The organism is Paraburkholderia sp. GW821-FHT02A12, from assembly GCF_059422005.1.
Genome location: NZ_JBWKWA010000002.1, coordinates 3,168,359 through 3,192,626, shown reverse-complemented (window position 1 = coordinate 3,192,626; position 24,268 = coordinate 3,168,359). Strand labels below are relative to the sequence as shown.

Below are 24,268 nucleotides of genomic sequence, written 5' to 3'. Positions count from 1 at the left end.
TAATCAATGCGAGCGGGCTGCTACGCGCGGCGTGCGGCGCGCCGTGAGCCATGCGCGCCAACCGCTGCGGCCTGCATCGTGCGCGGCATAGCCTCGTCCGTAATAGGCTTCGATCCTGCGCTGGAAGAAGCTCCAGACCGTCGTCATCAGCAAGTAGTAAAGCGCGGCCACGACAAACAGCTCGAGCACCATGAAGCGTTCCTGGATGAGTTCCTGCGTGCGTCTGAGCAGTTCCTCCATCGAGATCACCGACGTGATCGAGGTCGTCTTCAACAGGCTGTTCACGCTATTGCCGAGGGACGGCACGATGAGCCGCATCGCTTGCGGGAAGACGATCTGGCGCATGGTCTGCACGCCGTTCAGGCCAAGCGCCTTCGCGGCGTTGATCTGCCCGCGCGGCACAGCGGCAATGCCCCCGCGGATGATCTCGGCAAGGTATGCCGCCTCGTTGAGGATCAGGCCGATGAGCGCGGCCTCGATCACGGAGAAGCGCAGCCCGACCTGCGGCAGCCCCGTGTACAGGATGATCAGTTGTACCAGCAGCGGCGTCCCACGAAAAATCCATACGTAAAACGCAGCCGGTGCTGACAGCCAACGCTTTCCGGACAGCCGCGCAAACGCGATGAGCGAGCCGAGAACAAGGCCGCCCGCGATCGCCGCGAGTGTCAGCCAGATGGTCTGGAACGCGCCGCCGATCAAGTACGGGCTGATCAGATACGAGGCGAAGCCGTCCCAGTTCCATCCTTTGTTCATTGCTCGGCTCCTGATGATGTAATCAACGTGCTGGTGACGCGGTCACTTCGGCTGTGCGACTGCGATCGGCGCGTCGAGCGGCTTGATGCCGTACTTCGCGAACAGCTTCTGGTAGCTGCCGTCCTTCTGCATCTGGTCGAGCACGCCGGCGATCGCGCTCGCGAGAGCCGGGCTCTTCGCCGCAAGCGCGACCGGCGTCGGGTGGATGCCGGATATCACGCGTGCAAAACCACCGCGCTTCTGGTACTCGCCGGCCACCGCGTCGATCGAGACGACCGCGTCCACCTGCCCGGCAGCCAGCGCCTGATAGGCGATCGAGAAGGTGTCGAAGGTGCGCAACGTGAAAGGCTTCATGCCACGCGCCGTCATGTCCTTGATCATCGCGCGGGCCTGCGCCTCCTCGAAACCGCCGATCTCGACGGCCACCGTGTGCTCTGCGAGGTCATCGGTCTTCGTGATCTTCAGCGGATTTGAAGCCAGGGCGGAAATGCTGATCGCCTGGTTCTCGTACGGGATCATCTGCATGATGCGGGTACGCTCATCGGTCACGAAAATACCGGTATTGATGACGTCCCAGCGGCCGCCTTGCAGACCCGGCACCATCGCGTCGAAATCGATCTTCACGTATTCGGGCGTGAGGCACAGACGCTTCGCAATCTCCTCGCCCAGTTCGATGCGCATGCCCTTCAGTTGTCCGGAGGCGTCGGTGTATTGCAGCGGCGGCAACGTCGGGTTGGTCGACATGATCAGCGCGCCTTGCTTGATCAGCGCGCCGGCGGGAATCGATGACGTGCACGCGGCAGCAGCCGGCTGCGCGGCCATTGCCACTGCAATCGCGAGTGCGCCTGAAAACAGGAGCGGGCGGGCGAACGAACGGTAGGACATGAAATTCTCCAGGAAAAAAAAGGGAATCAGGACAGCGTGTTTAGCGCGCCGAGCGCCGCGAGATCGGCGCGTAGCAGTTCACGATCGGCGGCCGGCAGCGGCAGACGCGGCGCGCGCGGCTCGCCGGCTGGCAAGCCCATCATCGCGAGGCCGGCCTTGCTTGCCGACACATAGCGATGCCCGCCGACCCAGCGCACGATCGGCAGCATCTCGCGATAGATCGCAAGCCCCGCGTCGAGATCTCGCTCGACAGCGGTGCATTCGTAAAGCCGTGCAGACAGCCGGGGCAGCAGGTTCGAGCACACCGCCACCCAGCCCTGCGCGCCGACACACATGGATTCGTAACCGAGGATCCCCGCGAACACGGTCATGCGGTCGCCGCACAATTCGACGATGTCGCGCACTCGCGTGACTTCAAGCGTCGACTCCTTGATGTAGCTGACGTTGTCGATGTGCGACAGGCGCGCGACGAGTTCCGGCTTCAGGTCGACGTTCGCCGTGGCCGGATTGTTGTAGATCATGATCGGCAGTTCGATCGATTCGCCGATCCGGCGGTAATGCTCGAAGAGCTCGTCTTCGGTCGGCGTGCTGTAGAACGGCGGAATCACCATCACGCCGTCAGCGCCGAGTTCCTGCGCTTCCCGCGAGCGGGCGATGGCGTCGTCGGTCCATTCCATCCCCGTGCCGAGCAGCACGGGCACACGGCCCGCCGCCGCCTCGATCACGGTCTGCGCCACTTCGATCCGCTCCGAGTCCTTTAGAGACAGGAACTCACCCGTACTTCCGAGCGGGATGAGCCCATGAATCCCTTCTTCGATCTGCCAGTTCACGAGTTTGCGCAAGGCTGGGACGTCGACGTGCTTGCCGTCGGCGGTAAAGGGCGTAATCAGGACGGTGTAGGTGCCGCGAAAAGTTTTCATCGTAGAGCTGGAATCCGGTTTTTTTGAGAGCTTTGAATCTGCATATTGTTTGTATAGCATTTGTATACAAATTTCATACGTCAAGTCTTTTCAAATCCCGGCACCCGTCTGGAAGCTTGAGCCCAATGCAACAAGGTTTCCGATGCGTCTAAAAGAATCGCACGTCGCTCCATCCGGCAAGCTCATCTCGTTCGAATACGACGGCGAGCGCATCCGCGCGCTAGAGGGCGAGTCCATCGCCGCGGCGCTTGCCGACGCCGGCCGCGGGGTGTATCGAGAGACACGCGACGGGGCGCGGCGCGGGCTGTATTGCGGCATGGGCAACTGCTTCGAATGCCTCGTGTGCGTGGACGGCAAACAGGGACAACGCGCCTGCATGACGAAGGCGGCGGACGGCATGCAGGTCACCGCACAGGGCACGGCGCGCGCAAACGCCGGCGATCATGTGCCGCTCGCGCCGACGCCTGAGGGCGCACAGCCGCGCGAGGTCGCCGTCGACGTGCTGGTGGTAGGCGCCGGTCCCGCGGGACTGACGGCGGCGTGCGCGGCCCGCTCGCGTGGTGCATCGGTCGAGGTGATCGACGAGCGCCCCATGGCGGGCGGCCAGTTCTTCAAGCAGATGGCGCCGAGCCAGCAGGCCAGCAAACTGGATCGACAGTTCCGCGAAGGCGCAGCGCTGATCCGGCGTGCTCGCGCGATGGGCGTCACGCTCACGTCGGAGGCGTTCGTCTGGGGCGCATTCGGCCCGCACGAAATCGGTGTGATCGTGAATGGCGCAAGCGTCGTGTTCCGCCCGCGGCAGATCGTGCTCGCTCCTGGCGCGTACGAATACACCGCGCCCTTCCCGGGTTGGACCTTGCCCGGCGTGATGACCACCGGCGGCGCACAAACGCTAGCGCGGGCGTATCGCGTGGCGCCGGGCGAGCGGATCGTCATTGCGGGCAACGGGCCGCTGAACCTGCAACTTGCCGCCGAGTTGGTGGCCGGCGGCGCGAACGTCGTGGCGGTTCTCGAAAGTGCAACGCGACCCGGCTTGCGCCTGTGGCGCGAACTGCTTGTCGCGACCCGCGAAGCGCCCAGCCTGATTCGCGATGGCGCCGCTTACCTCGCCACGCTGCGCGCCGCGAACGTCCCGGTCGTCTGGAACGCGCGCGGGCTCGAGGCGCATGGCAAGCAGCGGCTCGAAGAGATTGCCTACAGTTGCGACGACAAAACCGTCACCCTCTCTTGCGACACCCTGTGCGTCGGTTACGGCTTCGCGCCGACGACCGATATCGCACGGGCGCTCGGCTGCGCGCATTCGTTCGTCGACAGAGGCGTCGGTCATCTCGCCACCGACATCGACGCGAACGGGCAGACGAGCATCGCAGGCGTGTTTGCGGCAGGCGACGGCGCGCGCATCGGCGGCGCCCGGGTCGCGCTCGCGCGCGGGACGCTCGCGGGCCACGCGGCGGCGGATGCGCTATGTCTTCAGTCAAAGGCGGACGCCGGGCAATCGCGTGCTGCGGCACGCCGTGCGTTGGCGCGCGCGGACCGGTTCCAGACTGCGCTGTGGAAAATTTTCGCCGCACCGGCGCCGCGCATCGCGGATCTGCCGCGCGACACGATCGTCTGCCGATGCGAGGACGTGACGCAGGGCGTAATCGTCGACCAGCTCGCCGCCGGCCACGACACGCTGGCGTCGATCAAGCGCAACACCCGCCTCGGCATGGGCCGCTGCCAGGGCCGCAATTGCGCGGCGAGTTGCGCGAAGCTCGTCGAGGAATCGACCGGCCGTGCCCGTGAGGTCATGCATTTTCTCGCACCGCGTGTGCCAGTACGTCCCACGCCGCTCGCCGCGCTCGCGTTCGAGAAGCCCGAATGGGGCGGCCATCGCAAGGCGTCCACGCCGAACGTTGCGCGGCCTGTAAAAGAACCCGCACTGGGCGATCAGACGACCGACGTTCTAGTGATCGGCGGCGGCGTGATGGGTGCGTGCCTGAGTCATTTTCTGAGCCGTGCCGGCTGCGACGTGCTGGTGGTAGACCGCGACGATCTGAACCTGCAGGCGTCCGGCGCGAACGCGGGCAGCCTGCACGTGCAACTGCTGTCGTTCGATTTTGGCAAGAAGGCCCGCGCGGGCGGCACGCCCGCGGCCAACACGCTTGCGCTCGGCCCCGCGTCGGTGCGGCTCTGGCAGCAACTCGAACGCGAAAGCGGCGACAACCTCGAAATCCGCGTGACGGGCGGTCTGATGGTGGCCGACAGCGACGCTGGCATGCGCTTCCTCGAGCAGAAGATCGCGCTCGAAAAACAGTTCGGCATCGAAGCGGAACTGCTCGATGCACGCGGCCTGCTCGCGTTGTCGCCGCATCTTTCGCCCGCGCTTCTCGGTGCGGAATACTGCCCGATGGAAGGCAAGATCAATCCGCTGCGCGCAACGTATGCCGTCATGCGCCTTGCCGGCGCGCAGGGAGCGCGCTTCCAGCGTGCGACCAACGTCACGGCGATCATGCGCGATCGCGGCGGCTTTTCTGTCGACACGAGCCGTGGCCGGATTCGCGCACGTGTCGTGGTGAACGCCGCCGGCGCGTGGGCGAAAGAGATCGGCGCGATGCTCGGCGTGCACGTCCCGGTGGCGGGCGCGCCGTTGCAGATGATCGCCACGGAACCCGCGCCGAAGCTCGTCGACCATCTGATCGCCCACGCCGACCGCCACCTGAGCCTGAAGCAGACCGCGACCGGCGGCATCCTGATCGGCGGCGGCTGGACCGCCGCGTTCGACCCCGCGCGGCGCATGAATCACGCAATGCGCGAGAGCATCGAAGGCAATGCCTGGGTCGCAAGTCACGTGCTGCCCGCGCTCAAGGGAATGCACATGGTGCGCGCTTGGGCCGGCATGAATATCGACATCGACGGCGCGCCGATTCTCGGTCCGGTGGAAGGCGTTCCCGGCTTTTTCAATGCCGTGACGTCGAACGGATACACACTTGCGCCGATCGTGTCGCAACTCGTCACCGATCTCATTCTTCAACGCTCTCCCGAACTCGACATCGCGCCCTTTCTGCTCGACCGGTTTACACCTGCGTGAAGCACGGCGACGTGGCTCGAGGATTTCAGGCAGGCCGGCTTCAGGGACGAGGTGCAGCCTCCAATTCTGAAGCAGAACGCGATCGGCTTGCTCGGCTTGAGCGCCTGAGCGTCCTGACGCTTGGGATACGGAAGGTCAGTCGCGCGGCGCGTTCGAGCATTCCGCGCCGCGCGGCAGAAGCGTTTCGCCGTATACAATTCGGCAGCGCTTGAAATTTGCTCAATACTGACCTGATCCCATCCATGCCCAATCCGACCCGGGCCTTTCTTCTCGGTCCGCTCCTGAAAGGCGTTTCACGCTCCTTTTACCTCACCTTGCGCGTGCTGCCTGTCGGCATGCGCGATCCGATCGGCCTTGCCTACCTGTTGGCGCGCGCCGCCGACACCATCGCGGACACGTCGCTGATTCCGCCGGAACAACGTCTCGCGTTGCTGTTGTCGCTGCGCAATCAGGTCAACGGCGCGGCCGACGATGGCGCTTCGATCCGGCGGATCGCGGCCGAAGTGGCCGGTCAGCAGATCCAGTCGGATGAAAAAGTGTTGCTCGAGTCGCTCGGACCTGCGCTGGAGGTGTTGTCGCAACTGAGCGAGTCCGATCGGAAGGCCGTGTGCGGGATCGTCTCGACGCTGACCGAAGGCATGGAATTCGATCTTCGAGCCTTTCCTGACGAGCAATCCGGGCAGATCGTCGCGCTTCGCGAATATGACGAGCTCGACCGGTATACCTATCTGGTGGCGGGATGCGTCGGCGAATTCTGGACCACGATGACCTACGCGCACATGCCCGGCACGCTGAAGGAGCAACCCGGGACGATGACGCGCCGGGGCGTGCGCTTCGGCAAAGCGCTGCAGATGACCAACGTGCTGCGCGATTGCGGCAAAGATCTGCGGATCGGCCGCTGTTATCTTCCCGGCACGATGCTGGATCGATTCGGCTTGAGTGCGCAAGACCTCCTGTTGCCGGGCAATTCGGTCCGCGCGCGGCCTCTGATGGTGGAGCTCGTGCGCAAGGCTCTGGATCACTTCCGCGAGGCCCTGGCGTACACGCTCGCGATACCCGCTCTTTCCGTGCGTTTGCGTCTGGCCTGTTTGTGGCCGGTGCTGATTGGCCTCGACACACTGCTGTTGCTGGTGGATAACGACGCGTGGCTCGACCCGGCCAAAGTTTCCAAGGTGCGGCGCAACGACGTGTACAAGATCATCGCGTCTTCAATGCTGCTGGTGCCGTCGAACGCGCTTGTGCGCAGGTCGGTGGAGCGGCGGATCGAAAAAATCGAAGCACGGCTCGGAACGTGACGCTACTCCGCCGCGTCCCGCAGATCCCTGATGTGCTGATACACCGTCGCGCGGCCCATTCCCAGAACGTTGGCAACGTAGTTCGCCGCGCTCTTTCCTTTGAAGGCGCCCTCCGCCCACAGCGCCGTGACGAGTTCGCGCCGGTGGTCTCGGGTCAATGAGTTCAACGCCAACTGGCGTTCCTGAAGCCATGCGTGAAGGAACGTGTTGATGCGTTCCTGCCAGTCGTCCTTGAACAGTTCCTCAGGCTGCTTCACGACGCCCGCGCCTGAAACGACAAGGTCGATGACGTGTTTCACTTCATCGAAGACCGCGATGTTGTAGTTGATGCACATCATGCCGACCGCGGCGCCGGCGTCGTCCAGCAACACCGTGCTGACACAGCGCATGCGCCGGCCGTCCCAGTTGATCTTCTCGTATGGACCGATCGTGCCCGGCGTCGCGACGTGATCGATTTCTTCCAGCGCCGATTCGTCACCCAACTCGCGCTTCGACAGATTGTTGGCGATATACGCGACCGTCTGGCTCTGAAGGTCGTGAATGACGATTTCGACATACGGGAAAAAGAGCAGCGCGATACCGTCGGCGACACGGCCATATCGCTCGAGCAGAAGCCGGCGAGCCGGTGTGGTTTTTGTCTTTCGCATGGAGATAGGTGCAGTTTTCAGGTGGCGGCGATGTCCGGCATCGGCTTGTTCATGCCGCCGCCGATCCGTGTGGTCCGTGCTATTTTGCCACGGCGTTTATGCGGCGATTTTCAACGTCAGATGCCGCAACAACTCGTAAGCGATCGCCACGTCCTCGAGTCCGAGTCCGATTGAGCGGAAAAAAGCATGCTTCCGGTAAGACGGCTTCTCAGCGTTGCCGCAAACCAATTCAGGCAAATCAGCCACCACGCTTTGCGGCGACCATCCGTGCCGCTCGGCCGCCAGCTTCATTTCTCCCGCGCTGGCGGGCGTGGTGCGCCGGTAGTCGCAATAGACGTCCATCTCCGTCAACCACGCAGGCGGGATCTCGTGTGCATTCGCGGCGTTCGTGCTGATCGACGTGATCAGCGCCGGTTTCGCCAGCATGCCCTCCAGCAACACGGGCGTGCCCGATGAAGTGCACAGCGCCACCACGTCCGCGTCGCGTACGCACTCTTCGAGTGTGGCGTTGATCGTCACCCGCGCTTCCAGCGCGGTGATCGCCGCGCATTTCGCCACGTCGCCGTGCAGTCCGGGCGAGAACACCTGGATCGAGTCCCACGGCCGCAACGGAGCGATATGGCGCAGGTGCGCCTGCCCGACCGCTCCAGCGCCGACGATCGCCAGGCGGCGCGCGCCAGTTGCCGCAAGATGTTCGACCGCGAGCGCCGTCGCGCCGGCCGTGCGCTCGATGGTGAGCAGGCCGGCGTCGCACCACATCAGCGGCTGGCCGGTTTCCATCGACATCAGCGCCGTCCACGCGGTGATGATCGGTTTTGCGCCTGTCACGATGTACGGCGACAGCTTCGCACCGAATACCCTGGCGTCGGCGACGGCGCCGAGGTACGTGATGAAATCGCCGGCGTTGGCGGGAAACAGCGTGAGGCTTTGCGGCGGCTGGACCGCATCTTCATGGCCGAGCGCGCGAAACATCTGCGTCAGCGCACGGCGCACATCCAGTTCTGGCAGGGCCTTGCGCACGGCGTCTTCCTGAACGATCAGCGGGGTCTGGTTCGTTTCGTGATTGCTCATTGGCCTGCTCTCCAAGTCGTTGCCGGGTTCCGGCGGTGACGCAATTCTAAATTCAAAGTCCAGTCTGGACTATTATTTTTGAAAAATGCTTGCAATTGTCTGAGTCCAGAATAGACTGATGTTCCAGAACAGCGATGAACACGGTTCATGCCCACCGGCGCCGGCGGTCTCATGGCTGTTTCACCCGATCCCTATTTCTAGCGATACCAACCACGCCTGGAACCATCATGAATCTCAAGATTTCGCTTTCACTCTGCCTCGCTGCCGCGTTGGCCAGCGTGGCCGGCACGGTCAACGCCGAAACCGCAGGCACCTTGCGTTTCGGCATCGAAGCCGCTTATCCGCCGTTCGAAAGCAAGTCGCCCGCTGGCCAGTTGCAGGGATTCGACATCGATGTCGGCAATGCCGTCTGCGCCAAGATGGGCGTGAAGTGCGTGTGGGTGGAAAACTCGTTCGACGGTCTGATTCCCGCGTTGCAGGCGCGTAAATTCGACGTCATCAATTCGGCGATGAACATCACCGCCAAGCGTAAGCAGAGCATCGATTTCACGCGGCCGATCTACGTCGTGCCGATCGTGATGGTGGCGCGGCGCGGCTCGACGCTGCTGCCCGATGTAAAGAGTCTCCAGGGCAAGCGTGTCGGGGTCTTGCAGGCGTCGTCGCAGGAAGACTTCCTCAAGCAGCACTGGGCGAATGCGGGCGTCACGATCGTGTCGTATCAGGACCAGGATCAGGTCTATGCGGATCTGCTCGCGGGACGTCTGGATGCAGCGGTTCAGGAAGCGCAGACCGCGCAGGAAGGATTTCTGGATAAGCCGGCGGGTCACGACTACGCAATCGTCGGTGAGCCGCTGAAAGATCCGGCCACGCTCGGCGAAGGCACCGGCTTCGGCATGCGCAAGGACGACAAGGCGCTGGGCGGCAAGATCAACGCTGTGCTCGACGCGCTGAAAAAAGACGGCACGCTGAGCAATCTGTCGATGAAGTACTTCAAGCGCGACATCATTGCGAAGTAACCGGCTCCCAGGCCGGGGCCGACGGATCCGAACCGCGCGAGCCGGTGAGGAACACAGAGCGAGTCTATGGATTTCGATGTAATTGTACTGGGCGCCGGCATAGTCGGCGTGTCGTCCGCGCTGCATCTGGAGGATCGCGGACGCCGCGTCGCGCTGGTCGACCGGCGTGGCCCCGGCGAGGAAACCAGCTTCGGCAACGCGGGCTTGATCGAGTCGTCGTCGATCGTGCCTTATGGGTTTCCGCGCCGTCTCGGCACGCTGCTGCGCTACGCCCGCAATCGGTCAACCGACCTCTATTGGGACTACCGGGCACTCCCTGCGTTCGCGGCGTGGCTCGGGCGTTTCTGGTGGGAGTCGTCACCGCAGCGTCTCGCGATGGCCGCGCGCGACATGCTGCCGTTGATCCGGCAAAGCGTCGCCGAACACGATGCGCTGATCGAGCGCGCCGGTCTTGGCAATCTCGTGCACGACGGCGGCTGGATCGAAGCATTTCGCACGCGGGCCGAGTTCGATCAGCAGGCGGCCGCCGCCGAAGTCTCCGCGCGCCAGCACGGCCTGCGTCTCGTGCCGCTCGATGCGGCGGCGCTCCGTAAGCAGGAGCCCGGCATTGGCCCGGGCTTTTGTGGCGCGCTGCACTGGCAGGACCCGAAGAGCATCTCTGATCCCGGCGCACTGACGAAGGGCTACGCGCGTCTCTTCAAAGACGGCGGCGGCACGCTGCTGACCGGCGACGCGGCCACCGTGCGGGCCGAAGGCGATGCCTGGACCGTCCAGACAAGCGCCGGAAAAATCAGCGCAAAGGAAGTGGTGGTCGCGCTCGGACCGTGGTCGGATACGGTATTCGCGCCGCTTGGCTACCGCATTCCGTTGCGCGCGAAACGCGGGTATCACATGCACTATCAGCCCATGCAAACGATGCTGTCGGTGCCGGTTGTCGATACTGAGGAAGGCTACGTGATCGCACCGATGCGCGGCGGCTTGCGTCTCACCACCGGCGTCGAGATCGCCGCGCGCGATGCGGCGCCTACCGCGGTTCAACTCGACCGCGCGGAACGTATCGCCAGACCGGTATTCGGTCTGGGGGATCGTCTCGATGAGAAACCATGGCTCGGGCTGCGTCCGTGCACGCCCGACATGCGGCCCGTGATCGGACCTGCGTCTCGGCATCGCGGCCTCTGGTTTTCGTTTGGACATAACCATCATGGCTTGACGCTCGGTCCCGTCACAGGGCGCCTGCTAGCGGAAATGATGACGGGCGCTGCGCCGTTTGCCGACGTGCATCCGTTTCGTCCGGAGCGGTTCCGCTAGACAGGCCGGAGACGTCGGCGCGATTTGAAAAATAAGGAGCGTGAAATGAAGATCAAGGAATTCGGCGTCGAGCGCTGGATGGACCTCTATGAAAACCAATGCACGTACAACCTCGCGGAAACCTGCGTCGAATCGCTGACGGTCGATCAGTTGCTGACCCTCACGGGCAAGCAGGACAGCATCCTGGACGAGTTGCGTGCGCTCAAGCTCACCTACGGCGCCATCGAGGGCTCCGCGCGGTTGCGAGAGGCGATCTCGGCGATGTACGAACATCAGACGCCGGCCAATGTGATCGTCACGCATGGCGCGATCGGCGGCAATGCGCTGGTGTACGAAACGCTGGTCGAACCCGGCGATACGGTGATCTCGGTGCTGCCGACGTACCAGCAACACTATTCGATTCCCGAGAGCTATGGCGCGGACGTGCGCATTCTCAAGCTGCGCGAGGAGAATGCGTTCCTGCCGGATCTCGCCGAACTGCGAAGCTTCGTCAACGACAAAACAAAACTGATAGCGATCAACAATCCTAACAACCCGACGGGATCGTTGATGGACGAGAAGTTTCTCGGCGAGGTGAGTGAGATCGCGCGATCGTGCGGCGCATACGTGCTGTGCGACGAGGTTTATCGCGGCACCGATCAGCACGGTAGCGGCTACACAGCGTCCATTGCGGACGTCTACGAGCGCGGCATCAGCACCGCAAGCATGTCCAAGACCTATTCGTTGGCGGGACTGCGGCTCGGCTGGATTGCGGGTCCGAAGGAATTGATCCATGCGGTCGCGATTCATCGCGACTACAACACGATCAGCGTGGGCATGATCGACGATCACTTCGCGACCATCGCGCTCGAACACCGCGCCGCGATTCTCGCGCGCAATCACGACATCGTGCGCACCAATCTGGCGATCGTCGACGCCTGGGTCGAAAAGGAGCCGGCAATCTCGTACATCAAGCCGAAATCCGGCACTACGGCGCTGCTGAAATACGATTTGCCGATGTCGTCGCGCGATTTCTGCACGGCGCTGATCGAGCAGACCGGGGTGATGTTCACGCCGGGCAGCGCGCTCGACATGGAAGGCTACGTGCGCATCGGCTACGCCAATAACCGCAATGTGCTCGAGGCTGGGTTGGCCAAAGTATCCCAATTCCTCGCGAAGCAGGGCGGATGAACGCGGTGGGCTAACGCGAAGGCGTGCATTCAATCTGCATCATCTGACACAGGCCAATCGGGAAACCCCTGGCATCCTGCATCCATGGTTCACGTTAGTCTCTTCAAAAGAGGAGACGAACCATGAGACAAGTGTTCAATATTGCCGTGGTGTTGCTGCTTGGCTATCTGATGGCGGATAGGGCGTTGATGCGCGCCCAGGCGGGAGAGGTGGGGACGATAACCTGCGCAAGAGGCGCGGAGCTGGTCAAACTGGACGCGTTGAAAAAGGGCTTCGGCGAGGCGGGATCCAGCAGCCAGGGTGAAAATTTCCTGTCGAGCTGCCTTGTTACGGGCCGCGGACGCGTGGGCGATCTGGTCGCTCGCGATTGAGCGTTGCGTCCCGCGCAGAGATAGCGTAACGAGAACGCGGCGACGAAAAAGCGCGCAGACAGCGAAGGTTCAGGCGAAGTCATCGGGAGCCCGATGCGGTGTATCTCGAGTAGGCGCCGCGTTAGCCTACATGCCATAGCAAGTGAAGCGGCGTCTTACCCGGGTTGGAGCCGTGGCGTCGAGAAATCAGCCTGCCAGTTCAATTGCCTCCCTTGAAAAGCTCCTGCATTCGGGCCGCTTCACCGCTTTGCTGCGATTGTAGAAGCTGCTGGTAAACCTGCGCCCGCGTCAGCCCTTGTGCGGGACCACCCGACATCGTGGTGGTGGCAGGTTGCCCGCCGACGGAGTCGGCGGCTGACTGCTGGGTTTGCGCTGTCGTGCCCGTGCCGGCGTCTTCGGCATGCGCTTGCCACGAAAGTGCGCAAAGCAGTCCGCCTGCGATCATCAAAGCCTTCTTCATTTCCATCTCCTTCAAACTGCCGGCGCCGCTCTAACGACACCTCATTGCGAAAACCTCGCCGGATTGCTCACGATGAACGCCGAGCGCTCTGACGAGACACGGAGTGGAGATGGCCACCGGCGTCCCTTGTCGAGTTCTGCGCAGCGCACCAGAGAAGTGCGTTACCGGAAGAGCTTCCCTTCGCAATGGAAAGGTGCATGCTGAGGCTGTGTTGTTTGACGGACCTCAGGAAACCGGATTGCCTCCACCTTGAAAATGAGACGAGCCGCTTGAGATGAATTTCAAGCATTAATCAGCCATCCTCAATGCGTGAGAGGCAAACTCGGATCTGGTGTTTTTATACGATGATTGCGCTGGGACAACGCGCATGGAGCAAGGGGAACGTGAGGAAGGGAGCGGTGGATAATTCGCGTGCGCTGCAATCAGAATGCAAAAAGGGCGCCTGTGGCGCCCTTTTCACTATACTGCCTGACGGTCTGGTTAAACCGCCGTCGGCCGCCACTTCAGCAACCGCTGTTCGACAGCGGTCAACAGATAGTCCGCCGCCAGTGCGACCACCGCCAACACAATCATCGCCGCGAACACGCCGCTTGCGTTGAATGCGCCTTGAGCCGTGGAGATCAGCAAACCGATACCTTGCTTCGAACCGAGGAACTCGCCGACCACCGCGCCGACCAGCGCAAAGCCGAAGCTCACATGCAAGCTCGCGAGAATCCAGCTGAGCGCGGAAGGAATCACAACCGAAGTCGTCACCTGGCGGCGCGACGCGCCGAGAATCTGCGCATTCGCGATCATGTAACGGTCAGCTTCACGCACGCCCTGAAACGCGTTGGCGAACACGACGAAGAACACCATCACCACCGCGAGCGCCACCTTCGACGCCATCCCGAGACCGAGCGCGATCACGAACACCGAGCCGAGCACCACACGCGGAATCGAATTGGCGATCTTGATGTAAAGACTGAACACGTCGGACAGCAATTTGTTGCGGCCGAGCACGATGCCGCAGAGCACGCCGGCCACCGAACCGATGATGAAGCCGAGCCCGGTTTCCTCCAGCGTGACCCACACTTGCGTCAGCAGCGGACCCTGCGAAGTACCGTTCACGAACCAGTCGATGATCTGTTCGAAGATCGCGCTCGGCATCGAGAAGAAGAACGGATCGATCCACTTCAGGCGCGCCGACAGTTCCCAGCCGCCGAGCACGACCACCAGCACGAGAATACGCAGCGAAATCACTAGCGCATGACGTTGGCGGATGCGTTTTTGCGCGACGCGTTCGACTTGCGCGAGCGCCGCCGCATCGATGCCCGAAGGCATCATCTGTTGAGAGGTAGTAGACATGTTTGCCGTTCCTTGATTAACCGATCTGCACTTCTTCGCGCAGGTCATGCCAGATGTCGCGCGAGATTTCGATAAAGCGTGGGTCGTAGCGAACTTCCGACGTGACGCGCGGACGCGGCAGATCGATTTCGTACACTTTCTTCAGCGTAGCCGGGCGCGCGGTCAGCACGAACACGCGATCCGCGAGCGCAATCGCTTCTTCCAGATCGTGCGTGACGAACACCACCGAGCCGGCACCCCCCCACAGTTGCAGCAGTTCGTCCTGCATCAGCGTGCGGGTTTGCATGTCGAGCGCCGAGAAGGGCTCGTCCATCAGCAGGATTTCCGGCTTGTTGATGAAGGTCTGCGCGAGCGCCACGCGCTTGCGCATGCCGCCCGACAGCTGGTGCGGATAGTGTTTGCCGAACTTGTCGAGGCCGACGCGGCGCAGCCATTCGTTGGCTTCGTCGTGGGCGGCGGATTTCGAGCGGCCGCGATACAGCGGGCCGGCCGCGACGTTGTCGATCACCGAGCGCCACGGGAACACGGCGTCGGCCTGAAACACGAAGCCGATGCGCGGATCGATGCCGTCCACCGGCGCGCCCATGACGCGCACTTCACCGGTGGTCGGCTTCAGGAGGCCGGTGATCATGCTGAGCGTCGTCGATTTGCCGCAGCCCGTCGGGCCGACAACGGCGACGAACTCGCCGCGCGCCACCGACATGCTGAAGTCGCGCAACGCGATTGTCGCCTTGCCGTCGGGAGAAATGAAACGGCACGATACGTTGCGGAACTCGATGGCTGGCGTATCGCGTGACATAGGTTGATTCATCGGCTGATGCCTCGCTGTTCTCGTGATGTTGAAAGTGTGTTCGTGTTCGTTACTTAGCCGCGGTCTTGACCGGCACCGACGACACGTAGTCGCTGGTGTAGGTCTTGGCGAGGTCGATATGCTTACCCTTGACGGAAGGATTGAAGGCCGACAGCACCTTCAGCACCGTGTCCGGGCCGTCGGCGGGCATCTTGCCGTCCTTCGTGAACATCGGCAGCGATGCCTTCAGCGCGCCGACGTAAAGGTCCTTGTTATTGCCGTAGTAGTCCTTCGGCATCCTGGCGGCGATCTCATCGGCGCTATGCGTGGCGATGAAGTTCAGCGTCTTCACGAACGCGTGCGAGAGTTTCGCCGCGTCGTCCTTGTGCGAATCGGCCCACGCGCGCTGCACGTAGAAGCTCGAAGCCGGATACGTGCCGCCGAGCGCGGCGCGCGTGCCTTCCAGCGTGCGCATATCGACCAGCACCTTCGCGTCGCCGGTCTTCAGCAACTGCGAAACGGTCGGCTCGGTCGTCATGCCGGCGTCGATGCGGTTCTGCTTGATGGCGGCGATGAAGCTGTTGTCCGCACCGACCGGCAGCAGCGTGTATTGCGTCGACGGCACGCCGGCGCGTTGTGCGAGGTATTGCGTGAGGAAGCTGGTGGAGGAGCCGAGGCCGGTCACGCCAAGCGTCTTGCCCTTCACGTCGGCCATGCTCTTGATCGTTTCGGCGGCCTTGGTGGAGACCATTTCGACTTCACCCGGCACCTGGCCGAAAATCACCAGCGCCTCGACTTCCTTGCCCTTGCTCTGCAGATCGATGGTGTGATCGTAGAAGCCCACCACGCCTTGCACGGCGCCCGCGAGCAGTTCGTTTTCCGCATCGACGCCCGCCGGTTGCGAGAGGATTTCGACGTCGAGGCCTTCGTCCTTGAAGTAGCCGAGCTGTTCCGTGAGCTTGGCCGGCAGGTAGATGATCTTGGTGGCGCCGCCGACCATGATGGTGAGCTTCTCGGCATGAGCGGCGGCCGACGCGGCGGCAAGGGTGAACGCAACACCGGTCACAGCGGCAATCTGGCGCAAGGTACGCATGAAGCAGTCTCCTTAGGTATGGTCGCCGCTGGGTGCAAAAAATGCGGCGCTTTCTGGATGAATGTCGAGGATTATAGAAATTGGAAACCTTCTGGCAGCTTTCTGGGCTGCAGGCAAATCATGGGTGTTAACCCGAAACTGAGCCGAGACTGAGCCGAGACTGAGCCGGAAGCGAGTCGAAACTGAGCCGGAACCGGGCCGCGAGCGCGCCTCAAACATCACAACGTACGCTGCAAACCACGCGAGACGCGCGCAAAGCCTTTGTTTTACGGCACAATCGGCGTCCTGACTTTCGCCGTTCCCGCCATGAAGCTGCTGCTGATCGAAGACAACCCCACGCTGGCGCACTGGCTCGCGAAGATGCTGGAGCAGGAGTCGTTCGCGCTCGACGCCGTGCAGGACGGCGATGCCGCCGACCAGCTGCTGCGCACCAACCACTACGACGTGATCCTGCTCGACCTGAATCTGCCGAAGCTGTCGGGCAAGAACGTGCTGCGGCGGCTGCGCCAGCGCGGCGACGCCACGCCGGTGCTGATCCTGACCGCGAGCGGTTCGATCGACGAAAAGGTGGAATTGCTCGGCGCCGGCGCGGACGACTACCTGGTCAAGCCGTTCGAAGTACGGGAGCTGGTGGCGCGCATCAAGGTGCTGATCCGGCGGCAGACGCCGTCGAAGGCCGGCGAGGTGGTGTGCGGCGACCTCGCTTTCGATATCGACACGCGCCAGTTCACGCTGAAGGGCGCGCCGCTGAACGTCACGCCACGCGAGCGCACGGTGCTCGAAACGCTGATTCTGCGGCTCGGCAAGACGGTGACGAAGCCGGCGCTGGCGGACGCGATCTTCACGCTCGCGGACGAGCCGAGCGAAGACGCGATTGAAATCTATATCTCGCGGCTGCGCAAGAAGCTGGACGGCAGTTCGGCGGCGATCGTCACGCTGCGCGGGCTCGGCTATCTGCTGCGCAAGAAAGACGATGACCAATAGCCTGCGCATGCGTTTGCTGTGGTGGCTGCTGGTGCCGCTCGCGTTGTACGTGTTCGTCACGGGCAAGGCCGAATACGACAATGCGCGGCGCACCGCGGATCTGGTGCAAGACAACCAGCTGATTTCGTCGGCGCGTATGATCGCGGGCGAAGTGGAATGGGTGGACGGGTTCCTGCGTGTCGATGTGCCGCCCGCGGCGCTCGAAGTCTTCGTGTCGCCGTACCGCGACCAGGTGTTCTACAGCGTGAGCGTCGACGACGGCCGGCTGCTGGCGGGCACGCCGGACTTCCCGCAGCGCAAGGCGCAGGCACCCGACACGCCCGATCACTACAACGCCGACCTGCACGGCCAGCCGGTGCGCGCCGTCGGCCTGGTTCGGCAGATGTACGATAACGGCGTAACGCGGCGCGTGCTCGTGACGGTCGGCAAGACCGTGCGGTCGCGCGATGCGATGGCGCAGCAGCTGTGGCAGCCGCAGCTCGTGCGGCAGATCGAGATGATCGTGCTGGCGGTCGCGCTGGTGTGCATCGGCCTGACCTTCGAGTTGCGTCCTCTGATGAAAGTGAAGGAAGAGGTGGCCGACCGCGATCCGATGCAGTTGGAGCCGATTCGCGTCGAGCGCCTGCACACGGAGTTGCGGCCGATTGTCGAAGCGATCAACCAATGTATCGCGCGGCTGGGTGTCCAGGTGGCCGCGCAACGGCGCTTCATCGCCGATGCCGCGCACCAGTTGCGCACACCGCTCACGCTGCTGGGCACGCAGTTGCAGTTCGCGCGCCAGCAGGACGGCTTGACGCCCGCGCTCGATGAAGCACTCGCGGCCATGCACCGCAGCAATCGTTCGATGGTCGGGTTGACCAACAAGCTGCTGCTGCTCGCGCAGGCGGAGGCGGCCGACAACACGCAGTTGGCCGTGGAAACGGTGGATTTCGTGCCGCTGGCAATGGAAGTGGTGGAAGACCTGGCGCTGCTCGCGCAGGCCCGCGACATCGATCTGGGCGCCGAACTGAACGGGCCCGCGCCGGTGGCGGGGCACCGCGGCCTGCTGCAGGCGCTGGTCGCGAATCTGGCGGAGAACGCGATTCGCTACTCCGGCAAGGGCGGCCATGTCACCGTCGCCGTCAGCGCCGATGCGGAAACGGTCACGCTCACGGTGCTCGACGACGGGCCGGGCATTCCGCCCGAGTCGCGCAGCCGTGTGTTTGAACCGTTCTTCCGGGCGTCGACGGATACAGAGGGGACCGGGCTCGGCCTCGCGATCGTGCGCGAGATCACGGATGCGCATCACGGCGAAATCACGCTCAAGCCCGGCGAGGGCGGCAAAGGCGTGCACGTGACGGTGTCGTTCCCGCGCGCGGCGGCCGACGAGGCGCAGCCACTCTGACGAGCGCCTTGGCGCGCATTGCTTGCTGCCGGAGTCGGGACAAACCCGCAATTGGCGCAGGAAACGCACAAGCGAAAGCATATAGAAGGGTTTGCGCCCCTAGAATTTTTGCAGGCGATCCACCCGACGCCCGCCCGGATACGGGACATAAAACGGAGACATTCACCATGAACCATGCGTTGACGCGCTTCACGCGCGCCGTCCGTGCCGTGGTCGCGGCGTCGCTCCCACTGTTCCTGGCTGCTCCGGTGCTGAAGGTGCTCGCGGGCTCAATCCTGCGATGAAGGACCGCCATATCGAGCTGTCGAGCGCTTTCACGAGTCAGTTCGTGAACCAGGTCGAACCATAAGATGGACGCCGGCCGCGCCGCGAGGTGCGCCGGCCTCCTGAGACAAGAGGAACGCCGAATCGTGTTTTCAGGCAGTTTGCGCGGACGTTTGCTGTGGTGGCTATTGCTGCCGCTGGCGGCGTTCGTTTCCATTTCCGGCATGATTTCGTTCCGCAACGCGCAGACCACGGCCGATCTGGTGCAGGACAATGCGTTGCTTTCGTCGATGCGGATCATCGGCGAGGACGTCGACTGGGATAACGGCAGCGTCGTGATTCAGATTCCGCCGGCCGCGCTCGAACTGTTCGAATCGCCCGAGCAGGACAGCGTGTTCTATCGCGTCGAGGCGAGCGGGCATCGTCTGCTGGCGGGTATCCCCGAGCTGCCGTTGCCGCCTGGCGCCGGGGTCGGCCCCAGGCTCTATTCCACCCATCTCGACGATGGCCGCGCCGTGCGCGCCGCCACTTACGTGCGGCAGCTGTACGACTCCGGGCGGACCGAGGAAGTCGTGGTGGCGGTCGCCAAGACGGAACGCTCGCGCGACGCGATGGTGTGGCGCCTGCTGCGTCCACAACTGTTCGGCGAGGTTCTCACGCTGGTGCTCGCGATGGTCTTCGTCTATCTCGGGTTGACCTTCGAACTGCGTCCGCTGATGAAAGTGAAAGACGACGTCGAGGATCGCAATCCATCGCAGCTCGAACCCATTCGCGTGGCGCGGCTGCATGTGGAGTTGCGGCCGATCGTCGAGGCGATCAATCAGTGCATCGCGCGCATGCGCCAGCAGGCCGCGGCGCAGCGGCAATTCATCTCCGACGCCGCGCATCAGCTGCGCACGCCGCTCACGCTGCTCGATGCGCAGATCCAGTTCGCACGGCAGCGCGAGAACCGCGACGTGCGGCTTGCCGAAGCACTGGCCGCCATGCACAAGAGCAGCCGCAAGATGACGACGCTGACCAACAAACTGCTGCTGCTCGCTCAGGCGGAGTCCGCTGCGCGGTCGAAAGAACACGAACGCGTCGATCTGAGCGCGTTGATCGCGGGCGTGCTCGAAGAGCTGATTGCGTTCGCCCAGTCGCGTGAAATCGATCTGGGCGCGGAGCTGGAAGACGGTTTGCACGTCACCGGAGACGAGGCGCTGACCGCGGCGCTGGTGACCAATCTCGTCGATAACGCGCTGCGCTATACGCAAGCGGGCGGCCGCGTCACGGTGCAGACGCAGCGCAGGAACGACATGGCGATCGTGCGTGTCGTCGACAACGGGCCGGGTATCAAGGCCGAGGCGAGGGCGCGCGTGTTCGAGCGCTTCTATCGCGCATCGAACCACGCGGACGGAACCGGCCTCGGTTTGCCGATCGTGCGCGAGATCGCCCAGCGGCAGGGCGGCACCGTCACGCTCGGGCCGGGAGAAGACGGTGTCGGTCTGGTCGCGACCGTCGAGATGCGATTGTGGGCAGCCGTGGTTCGAAGCGCGGCAAGGGGAGACATATGAAACTGCTGCTTGTCGAAGACGACGCCGACCTGGCGCGCTGGGTCATCAACCTGATGCAGGTCGAAAATTTCGCGCTGGACTGGGCGCAGGACGGCGAGAGTGCGGAGACGCTGCTCGGCTCGCAACGCTACGACGCGGTGCTGCTCGATCTGCGCCTGCCAGGCATCGGCGGCAAGGATGTGCTCGCGCGTTTGCGCCGCAAACGCGACAACGTGCCGGTGCTGATGCTGACCGCCAACGGGTCGACCGACGACAAGGTCGCCTGCTTCTCGGCCGGCGCGGACGACTACGTCGTCAAGCCCTTCGACGCACGCGAACTGGTGGCGCGCATCAAGGCGCTGATCCGCCGTCAGGCGGCGGGCGACAAGGGCCAGTCGATCGACTGCGGCGATCTGCGCTATCTGTTCGACACACGCGAATTCCTGCTGCAAAACGAGCTGTTGCCGCTGCGCCGGCGCGAACACGCGATCCTCGAAGCGCTGATTCTCAAGCAGGGCAAGACCGTCTCGAAGACCACGCTGATGGACAGCGTCTTCAATCTCGACGACGAACCGAGCGCCGATGCGATCGACATCTACATTCACCGCTTGCGCAAGCATCTCGCGAGTTCGAGCGTGAAGATCATGACCTTGCGTGGACTCGGCTATATCCTGCGCGAAGAAGCGCCTCGCGAAGCGTTTGCCGGGGCGCTGTAGCCGCACGCTGTATCCGCATTCCGTCACGCTGCCCCGTTCAGCCACGCCGCCTGGAGCGGTGCTACTCATGCGGCTTGTACAGCATCACCTCGCAGCCAGGCGTTGCGTCGTTGAAACGGATCGACATGCCGTGCATTCCGGCCACCGCCAGCGCCAGACTCAGGCCGAGCCCGCTGCCCGGCGTATGGCGGCTCGCCTCGCCGCGATAGAAGCGCCGCAGCACCGCTTGCCGTTCTGCGGGTGCGATGCCCGGCCCGTCGTCGGATACGCTGACGCCCGCGCCCGTGCGGTCGCGAAACACCGTGAGCCGTACCTTGCCGCCATGCGGCGCGAACTTGATGGCGTTCTCCACCAGATTCGCCAGCGCTTCGAATAGCAGACTCGGGTCGCCCTGAATTTCCAGCGGACCGGCGGTAGTCCGCTGCACGTCGAAGACGATCTGCTTGTCCTCGGCGGTCGGCTCGTAGAACTCGAATACGTCGTCGGCGACGGCGGCCAGATCGACACTCGTAAAACCCTTACGACGCACGCCGCTCTCGATTTCCGAAATACGCAGCAGCGCATTGAAGGTGCGCAGCAGGCCGGTGGTCTCGACAATGGTTTCATCGATCGCCGCGCGATACTCCGCTTCAGTTTTGGCGCGCCGCTGCGCGCGTTCGAGTGCGCCGAGCATCCGCGTGAGCGGCGTGCGCAGATCGTGCGCAATCGCATCGCACACGCCCTTGACTTCGTGCATCAGCCGCTCGATCTCATCGAGCATGCCGTTCACGACGCCGACGAGACGATCGACGTCGTCCCGTTTCGAATGCACGGGCAAACGCCTGCTGAGATTGCCGGCGACGATCTCTTCGATCGACGCAGTCACCGCATCGAGCCGCCGCATTGCCGAGATGCCGATCAGGCTCGCGCCGATCAGGCCGATCACAAACGTGAGCATGGCCGTGGACAGCAGCGCGTGCAGCAGTTCTTCGTCGAAGTGATCGAGCTCGCGGGTGTTCTGGCATTGCAACGCGACGCGGCTGTCGGACAGCCGCGCGGCGATGCATCGTCCGGGCGGGTGGCCCGGCAGATTCGCGAGGCGCATCGAAAACGGCTTGTCGAAAGCGGAAATCGACGGTTGCTCGCCCGGATAGCCGCCCGCAAGATGTTTGCCGCTGCTGTCGAACAGCGCGAACGGGCGCTGGTGGCGCGGGTCGAACTGGCCTTGATGCTGGAATCGCGCGACCAGTTCGTTCGGGTCTTCGCGTATCAGCTCCGCGTGTTCCCGCACCAGCCAGTCGTCGATGCGTTCCTGTTCGAAGCCGGTGATCTCGCGGTAGAGATAGCCGAACAGCAACATGGCGATCACGCCGAACAGCACCAGAAACAGCGTGGCGAGGCGAAAACCGGTGGTGCGGTGCAGTTCAGTCAGGCGCATGCAGCATGTACCCCGAACCGCGCACGGTATCGATCATCGGCGCCGACCCGTCCGGGTCGAGCTTCTTCCTCAGGCGGCTGATGTGCACGTCGATCACATTGGTCCGCTCGTCGAGCCGATAATCCCACACTGCCTCGAACAGCATGGTGCGGCTCACCACCTGGCCTTCGTGCTGCATCAGATATTCGAGCAGGCGGTATTCGCGCGGCAGCAGCGGCACCGGACGGCCGCCACAGGTCACTTCGCGTTTGAGCGGGTCGAGCCGCAGCGGCCCGACCTGGTACTCCTGCACACCCGGCGCCGCTTCGCGCCGGCGCATCAGCGCGTCGAGCCGAGCGGTCAGTTCGATGAACTCGAACGGCTTGGTCAGATAATCGTCGCCGCCGGCACGCAAACCGCGCACGCGTTCGTCGACCGCGGACAGCGCGCTGAGAATCAACACCGGCGTAAGCACCCCGGCGCTGCGCAACGCCGCCAGCATGCCGAGCCCTTCGAGGCCGCCTGGCAACATACGATCGAGCACGATCGCGTCGTACGTATTGGCGACCGCGAGCATCAGGCCGTCGCGGCCCGTGCTCGCGGCTTGCACCGTGCAGCCGTGATCGGTGAGGGCCTCGACGATTTCCGCGAGGGTTTGCTCGTCGTCCTCGACGACCAGTACATTCGACATGCCTTTATCCAGTCAATGAGCAGCGCCAGCGCCATGAGCAGCTCAATGAGACAGCTCAGTCGGCCAACGCAATCAACGCAATCAACGCAATCAGCGCAATCAGCGCAATCAGCGCAATCAGCGCAATCAGCGCAATCAGCGCGCGGCGGGCCGCAGCCGGCCGGCCGTTTTACACTATGCCCGTACGCGCGATCTTCGCAGTATGCCGCGCGAAGCTGCACAGGCGTTTCGCGCCAACATGAAAAAATTTTAATGTAAGCCCGATTGCGGATGCGAATCCTTCTGATCGAAGACGATATGCGCGCCAGCCAGTTTCTGGCGCGCGGCTTGAGCGAGAGCGGTCTCATTGTCGACACGGTGGCCGACGGTGCGACCGGGCTCGCCTATGCGCGCGAGGGCATCTACGACGTGATTGTGACCGATCGGCTCTTGCCCGCGCTCGACGGCATCGCGTTCGTGCAACAACTGCGCGCCGGCGGCGACACGACGCCGGTGCTGATGCTATCGGCGCTCGGCGGGCTGAACGAACGTGTAGAGGGGATACGCGCGGGTTGCGACGACTATCTGGTGAAGCCCTACGCGTTCGTTGAAGTGCTGGCGAGAATCGAAGCGCTGGCGCGGCGCGCGGATCGCAGCAGGATGAGCGAGCGGCTCGAGTGCGCGGATCTGGTGCTCGACACGCGTGCGCGGAGCGCGAGCCGCGCGGGCCGCGATCTGCGCCTGCAGCATCGCGAGTTCCTGTTGCTCGAATGCCTCGCGCGCCGCGAGGGGCAGGTCGTGACGCGCAGCATGCTGCTCGAGGCCGCGTGGAATTACGATTTCGAACCGCGCGGCAATATCATCGACATGCACATGCATCGCCTGCGCATGAAAGTGGATCGCGACTTTCCGGTGGCGCTGATTCACACCGTGGTCGGCGCGGGCTACGTGCTCAATCCCGCGCCCTGAACGCCGTCGATGGCCGTGGACAGGCCGTTCCACACGCATGTTGCGCCGCATTAAATTTTTTTAATCATTGGGCGAAAGCGCCGACAGAACCCATTGGCTAATCTGGCGGCATTCTTTGTTGCCTGAGGCTTTTCCATGTCAGGGCTGTTCCGTCCGGCGC

The 24,268-nt window shown here is 63.4% G+C and carries 22 protein-coding genes; 11 read left to right on the top strand and 11 right to left on the bottom strand.

Going from position 1 to position 24,268, the window contains the following annotated elements; all coding sequences use genetic code 11:
* Positions 1-3: 3 nt before the first annotated feature.
* From AC07WT_RS35740 to AC07WT_RS35730, 3 genes are read right to left on the bottom strand one after another with little or no spacing between them, the layout of a single operon-like run.
* Positions 4-753 carry an amino acid ABC transporter permease gene (locus AC07WT_RS35740; protein ID WP_494950602.1) on the bottom strand — a complete coding sequence of 250 codons (750 nt, stop codon included), beginning with the start codon at positions 751-753 and terminating at the stop codon, positions 4-6.
* A 42-nt stretch (positions 754-795) separates the two neighbouring features.
* Entirely contained in the window at positions 796-1,638 is an 843-nt protein-coding gene (locus AC07WT_RS35735; protein ID WP_492594827.1) for an ABC transporter substrate-binding protein, read from the bottom strand.
* Between the two features lie 26 nt (positions 1,639-1,664).
* The gene (locus tag AC07WT_RS35730; RefSeq protein ID WP_494950601.1) at positions 1,665-2,558 is read right to left on the bottom strand and encodes a dihydrodipicolinate synthase family protein; all 894 of its coding nucleotides are present in this window, start codon (positions 2,556-2,558) and stop codon (positions 1,665-1,667) included.
* A gap of 142 nt (positions 2,559-2,700) precedes the next feature.
* Here AC07WT_RS35730 and AC07WT_RS35725 point away from each other — a divergent pair, with 142 nt between their 5' ends.
* Positions 2,701-5,628 (top strand): FAD-dependent oxidoreductase, encoded by a 2,928-nt coding sequence (locus AC07WT_RS35725; RefSeq protein WP_494950600.1) that lies wholly within the window; start codon positions 2,701-2,703, stop codon positions 5,626-5,628.
* 242 nt (positions 5,629-5,870) lie between these two features.
* Positions 5,871-6,923: a phytoene/squalene synthase family protein gene (locus AC07WT_RS35720; protein WP_494950599.1), complete on the top strand. Its 1,053-nt coding sequence runs from the start codon at positions 5,871-5,873 to the stop codon at positions 6,921-6,923.
* Between the two features lie 2 nt (positions 6,924-6,925).
* Here the strand turns inward: AC07WT_RS35720 and AC07WT_RS35715 are convergent, their stop codons facing one another.
* Positions 6,926-7,570: a helix-turn-helix transcriptional regulator gene (locus AC07WT_RS35715; protein WP_494950598.1), complete on the bottom strand. Its 645-nt coding sequence runs from the start codon at positions 7,568-7,570 to the stop codon at positions 6,926-6,928.
* A 96-nt stretch (positions 7,571-7,666) separates the two neighbouring features.
* Positions 7,667-8,641 carry an ornithine cyclodeaminase family protein gene (locus AC07WT_RS35710; protein WP_494950597.1) on the bottom strand — a complete coding sequence of 325 codons (975 nt, stop codon included), beginning with the start codon at positions 8,639-8,641 and terminating at the stop codon, positions 7,667-7,669.
* Between the two features lie 227 nt (positions 8,642-8,868).
* Here AC07WT_RS35710 and AC07WT_RS35705 point away from each other — a divergent pair, with 227 nt between their 5' ends.
* The 4 genes from AC07WT_RS35705 to AC07WT_RS35690 all read left to right on the top strand — a co-directional run bounded on the left by AC07WT_RS35705 (position 8,869) and on the right by AC07WT_RS35690 (position 12,506).
* Positions 8,869-9,657, top strand: coding sequence for an ABC transporter substrate-binding protein (locus AC07WT_RS35705; RefSeq protein WP_492594896.1), 789 nt, complete (start codon positions 8,869-8,871; stop codon positions 9,655-9,657).
* A 66-nt stretch (positions 9,658-9,723) separates the two neighbouring features.
* The gene (locus AC07WT_RS35700) at positions 9,724-10,965 is read left to right on the top strand and encodes an NAD(P)/FAD-dependent oxidoreductase (RefSeq protein WP_494950596.1); all 1,242 of its coding nucleotides are present in this window, start codon (positions 9,724-9,726) and stop codon (positions 10,963-10,965) included.
* A 45-nt stretch (positions 10,966-11,010) separates the two neighbouring features.
* A complete protein-coding gene (locus tag AC07WT_RS35695; RefSeq protein WP_494950595.1) occupies positions 11,011-12,135 on the top strand; it encodes an aminotransferase in 1,125 nt (374 codons plus the stop codon).
* A gap of 122 nt (positions 12,136-12,257) precedes the next feature.
* On the top strand, positions 12,258-12,506 hold the full coding sequence (locus AC07WT_RS35690; protein WP_492594899.1) for a hypothetical protein: 249 nt from the start codon (positions 12,258-12,260) through the stop codon (positions 12,504-12,506).
* Between the two features lie 199 nt (positions 12,507-12,705).
* Here the strand turns inward: AC07WT_RS35690 and AC07WT_RS35685 are convergent, their stop codons facing one another.
* The 4 genes from AC07WT_RS35685 to AC07WT_RS35670 form a co-directional block, all read right to left on the bottom strand.
* A complete protein-coding gene (locus AC07WT_RS35685) occupies positions 12,706-12,972 on the bottom strand; it encodes a hypothetical protein (RefSeq protein WP_494950594.1) in 267 nt (88 codons plus the stop codon).
* Positions 12,973-13,446: 474 nt separating this feature from the next.
* On the bottom strand, positions 13,447-14,310 hold the full coding sequence (locus AC07WT_RS35680; protein ID WP_494950593.1) for an ABC transporter permease: 864 nt from the start codon (positions 14,308-14,310) through the stop codon (positions 13,447-13,449).
* A 16-nt stretch (positions 14,311-14,326) separates the two neighbouring features.
* Complete coding sequence (locus tag AC07WT_RS35675; RefSeq protein WP_492594902.1) at positions 14,327-15,121, bottom strand: ABC transporter ATP-binding protein; 795 nt, start codon at positions 15,119-15,121, stop codon at positions 14,327-14,329.
* Positions 15,122-15,170: 49 nt separating this feature from the next.
* On the bottom strand, positions 15,171-16,193 hold the full coding sequence (locus tag AC07WT_RS35670) for an ABC transporter substrate-binding protein (RefSeq protein WP_492594903.1): 1,023 nt from the start codon (positions 16,191-16,193) through the stop codon (positions 15,171-15,173).
* Positions 16,194-16,499: 306 nt separating this feature from the next.
* On the opposite strand from AC07WT_RS35670, the gene AC07WT_RS35665 reads away from it, so the two are divergent.
* The 4 genes from AC07WT_RS35665 (at position 16,500) to AC07WT_RS35650 (ending at position 21,073) form a co-directional block, all read left to right on the top strand.
* Positions 16,500-17,177, top strand: a complete 678-nt coding sequence (locus tag AC07WT_RS35665; protein ID WP_492594904.1) for a response regulator — start codon at positions 16,500-16,502, stop codon at positions 17,175-17,177.
* Complete coding sequence (locus tag AC07WT_RS35660; RefSeq protein ID WP_492594905.1) at positions 17,167-18,561, top strand: sensor histidine kinase; 1,395 nt, start codon at positions 17,167-17,169, stop codon at positions 18,559-18,561. Before AC07WT_RS35665 ends, AC07WT_RS35660 begins: the two co-directional genes overlap by 11 nt.
* Positions 18,562-18,971: 410 nt before the next feature.
* A complete protein-coding gene (locus tag AC07WT_RS35655; protein WP_492594907.1) occupies positions 18,972-20,378 on the top strand; it encodes a sensor histidine kinase in 1,407 nt (468 codons plus the stop codon).
* Positions 20,375-21,073 (top strand): response regulator, encoded by a 699-nt coding sequence (locus AC07WT_RS35650; RefSeq protein WP_492594908.1) that lies wholly within the window; start codon positions 20,375-20,377, stop codon positions 21,071-21,073. The genes AC07WT_RS35655 and AC07WT_RS35650 overlap by 4 nt, the downstream gene beginning before the upstream one ends.
* Positions 21,074-21,134: 61 nt before the next feature.
* Here AC07WT_RS35650 and AC07WT_RS35645 read toward each other — a convergent pair whose 3' ends face one another.
* Together AC07WT_RS35645 and AC07WT_RS35640 are read right to left on the bottom strand one after the other, a co-directional pair.
* The gene (locus AC07WT_RS35645; RefSeq protein WP_494950592.1) at positions 21,135-22,490 is read right to left on the bottom strand and encodes a sensor histidine kinase; all 1,356 of its coding nucleotides are present in this window, start codon (positions 22,488-22,490) and stop codon (positions 21,135-21,137) included.
* Positions 22,477-23,160: a response regulator transcription factor gene (locus AC07WT_RS35640; RefSeq protein ID WP_115100856.1), complete on the bottom strand. Its 684-nt coding sequence runs from the start codon at positions 23,158-23,160 to the stop codon at positions 22,477-22,479. The genes AC07WT_RS35645 and AC07WT_RS35640 overlap by 14 nt, the downstream gene beginning before the upstream one ends.
* Before the next feature lie 270 nt (positions 23,161-23,430).
* On the opposite strand from AC07WT_RS35640, the gene AC07WT_RS35635 reads away from it, so the two are divergent.
* A complete protein-coding gene (locus tag AC07WT_RS35635) occupies positions 23,431-24,108 on the top strand; it encodes a response regulator transcription factor (RefSeq protein WP_494950591.1) in 678 nt (225 codons plus the stop codon).
* The last annotated feature ends 160 nt before the right edge of the window (positions 24,109-24,268 follow it).

Coding starts and splice junctions, on each gene's coding strand:
- AC07WT_RS35740 (WP_494950602.1), bottom strand. CDS start 753: ATGAACAAAGGATGGAACTGGGACGGCTTCGCCTCGTATCTGATCAGC.
- AC07WT_RS35735 (WP_492594827.1), bottom strand. CDS start 1,638: ATGTCCTACCGTTCGTTCGCCCGCCCGCTCCTGTTTTCAGGCGCACTC.
- AC07WT_RS35730 (WP_494950601.1), bottom strand. CDS start 2,558: ATGAAAACTTTTCGCGGCACCTACACCGTCCTGATTACGCCCTTTACC.
- AC07WT_RS35725 (WP_494950600.1), top strand. CDS start 2,701: ATGCGTCTAAAAGAATCGCACGTCGCTCCATCCGGCAAGCTCATCTCG.
- AC07WT_RS35720 (WP_494950599.1), top strand. CDS start 5,871: ATGCCCAATCCGACCCGGGCCTTTCTTCTCGGTCCGCTCCTGAAAGGC.
- AC07WT_RS35715 (WP_494950598.1), bottom strand. CDS start 7,570: ATGCGAAAGACAAAAACCACACCGGCTCGCCGGCTTCTGCTCGAGCGA.
- AC07WT_RS35710 (WP_494950597.1), bottom strand. CDS start 8,641: ATGAGCAATCACGAAACGAACCAGACCCCGCTGATCGTTCAGGAAGAC.
- AC07WT_RS35705 (WP_492594896.1), top strand. CDS start 8,869: ATGAATCTCAAGATTTCGCTTTCACTCTGCCTCGCTGCCGCGTTGGCC.
- AC07WT_RS35700 (WP_494950596.1), top strand. CDS start 9,724: ATGGATTTCGATGTAATTGTACTGGGCGCCGGCATAGTCGGCGTGTCG.
- AC07WT_RS35695 (WP_494950595.1), top strand. CDS start 11,011: ATGAAGATCAAGGAATTCGGCGTCGAGCGCTGGATGGACCTCTATGAA.
- AC07WT_RS35690 (WP_492594899.1), top strand. CDS start 12,258: ATGAGACAAGTGTTCAATATTGCCGTGGTGTTGCTGCTTGGCTATCTG.
- AC07WT_RS35685 (WP_494950594.1), bottom strand. CDS start 12,972: ATGGAAATGAAGAAGGCTTTGATGATCGCAGGCGGACTGCTTTGCGCA.
- AC07WT_RS35680 (WP_494950593.1), bottom strand. CDS start 14,310: ATGTCTACTACCTCTCAACAGATGATGCCTTCGGGCATCGATGCGGCG.
- AC07WT_RS35675 (WP_492594902.1), bottom strand. CDS start 15,121: ATGAATCAACCTATGTCACGCGATACGCCAGCCATCGAGTTCCGCAAC.
- AC07WT_RS35670 (WP_492594903.1), bottom strand. CDS start 16,193: ATGCGTACCTTGCGCCAGATTGCCGCTGTGACCGGTGTTGCGTTCACC.
- AC07WT_RS35665 (WP_492594904.1), top strand. CDS start 16,500: ATGAAGCTGCTGCTGATCGAAGACAACCCCACGCTGGCGCACTGGCTC.
- AC07WT_RS35660 (WP_492594905.1), top strand. CDS start 17,167: ATGACCAATAGCCTGCGCATGCGTTTGCTGTGGTGGCTGCTGGTGCCG.
- AC07WT_RS35650 (WP_492594908.1), top strand. CDS start 20,375: ATGAAACTGCTGCTTGTCGAAGACGACGCCGACCTGGCGCGCTGGGTC.
- AC07WT_RS35645 (WP_494950592.1), bottom strand. CDS start 22,490: ATGCGCCTGACTGAACTGCACCGCACCACCGGTTTTCGCCTCGCCACG.
- AC07WT_RS35640 (WP_115100856.1), bottom strand. CDS start 23,160: ATGTCGAATGTACTGGTCGTCGAGGACGACGAGCAAACCCTCGCGGAA.
- AC07WT_RS35635 (WP_494950591.1), top strand. CDS start 23,431: ATGCGAATCCTTCTGATCGAAGACGATATGCGCGCCAGCCAGTTTCTG.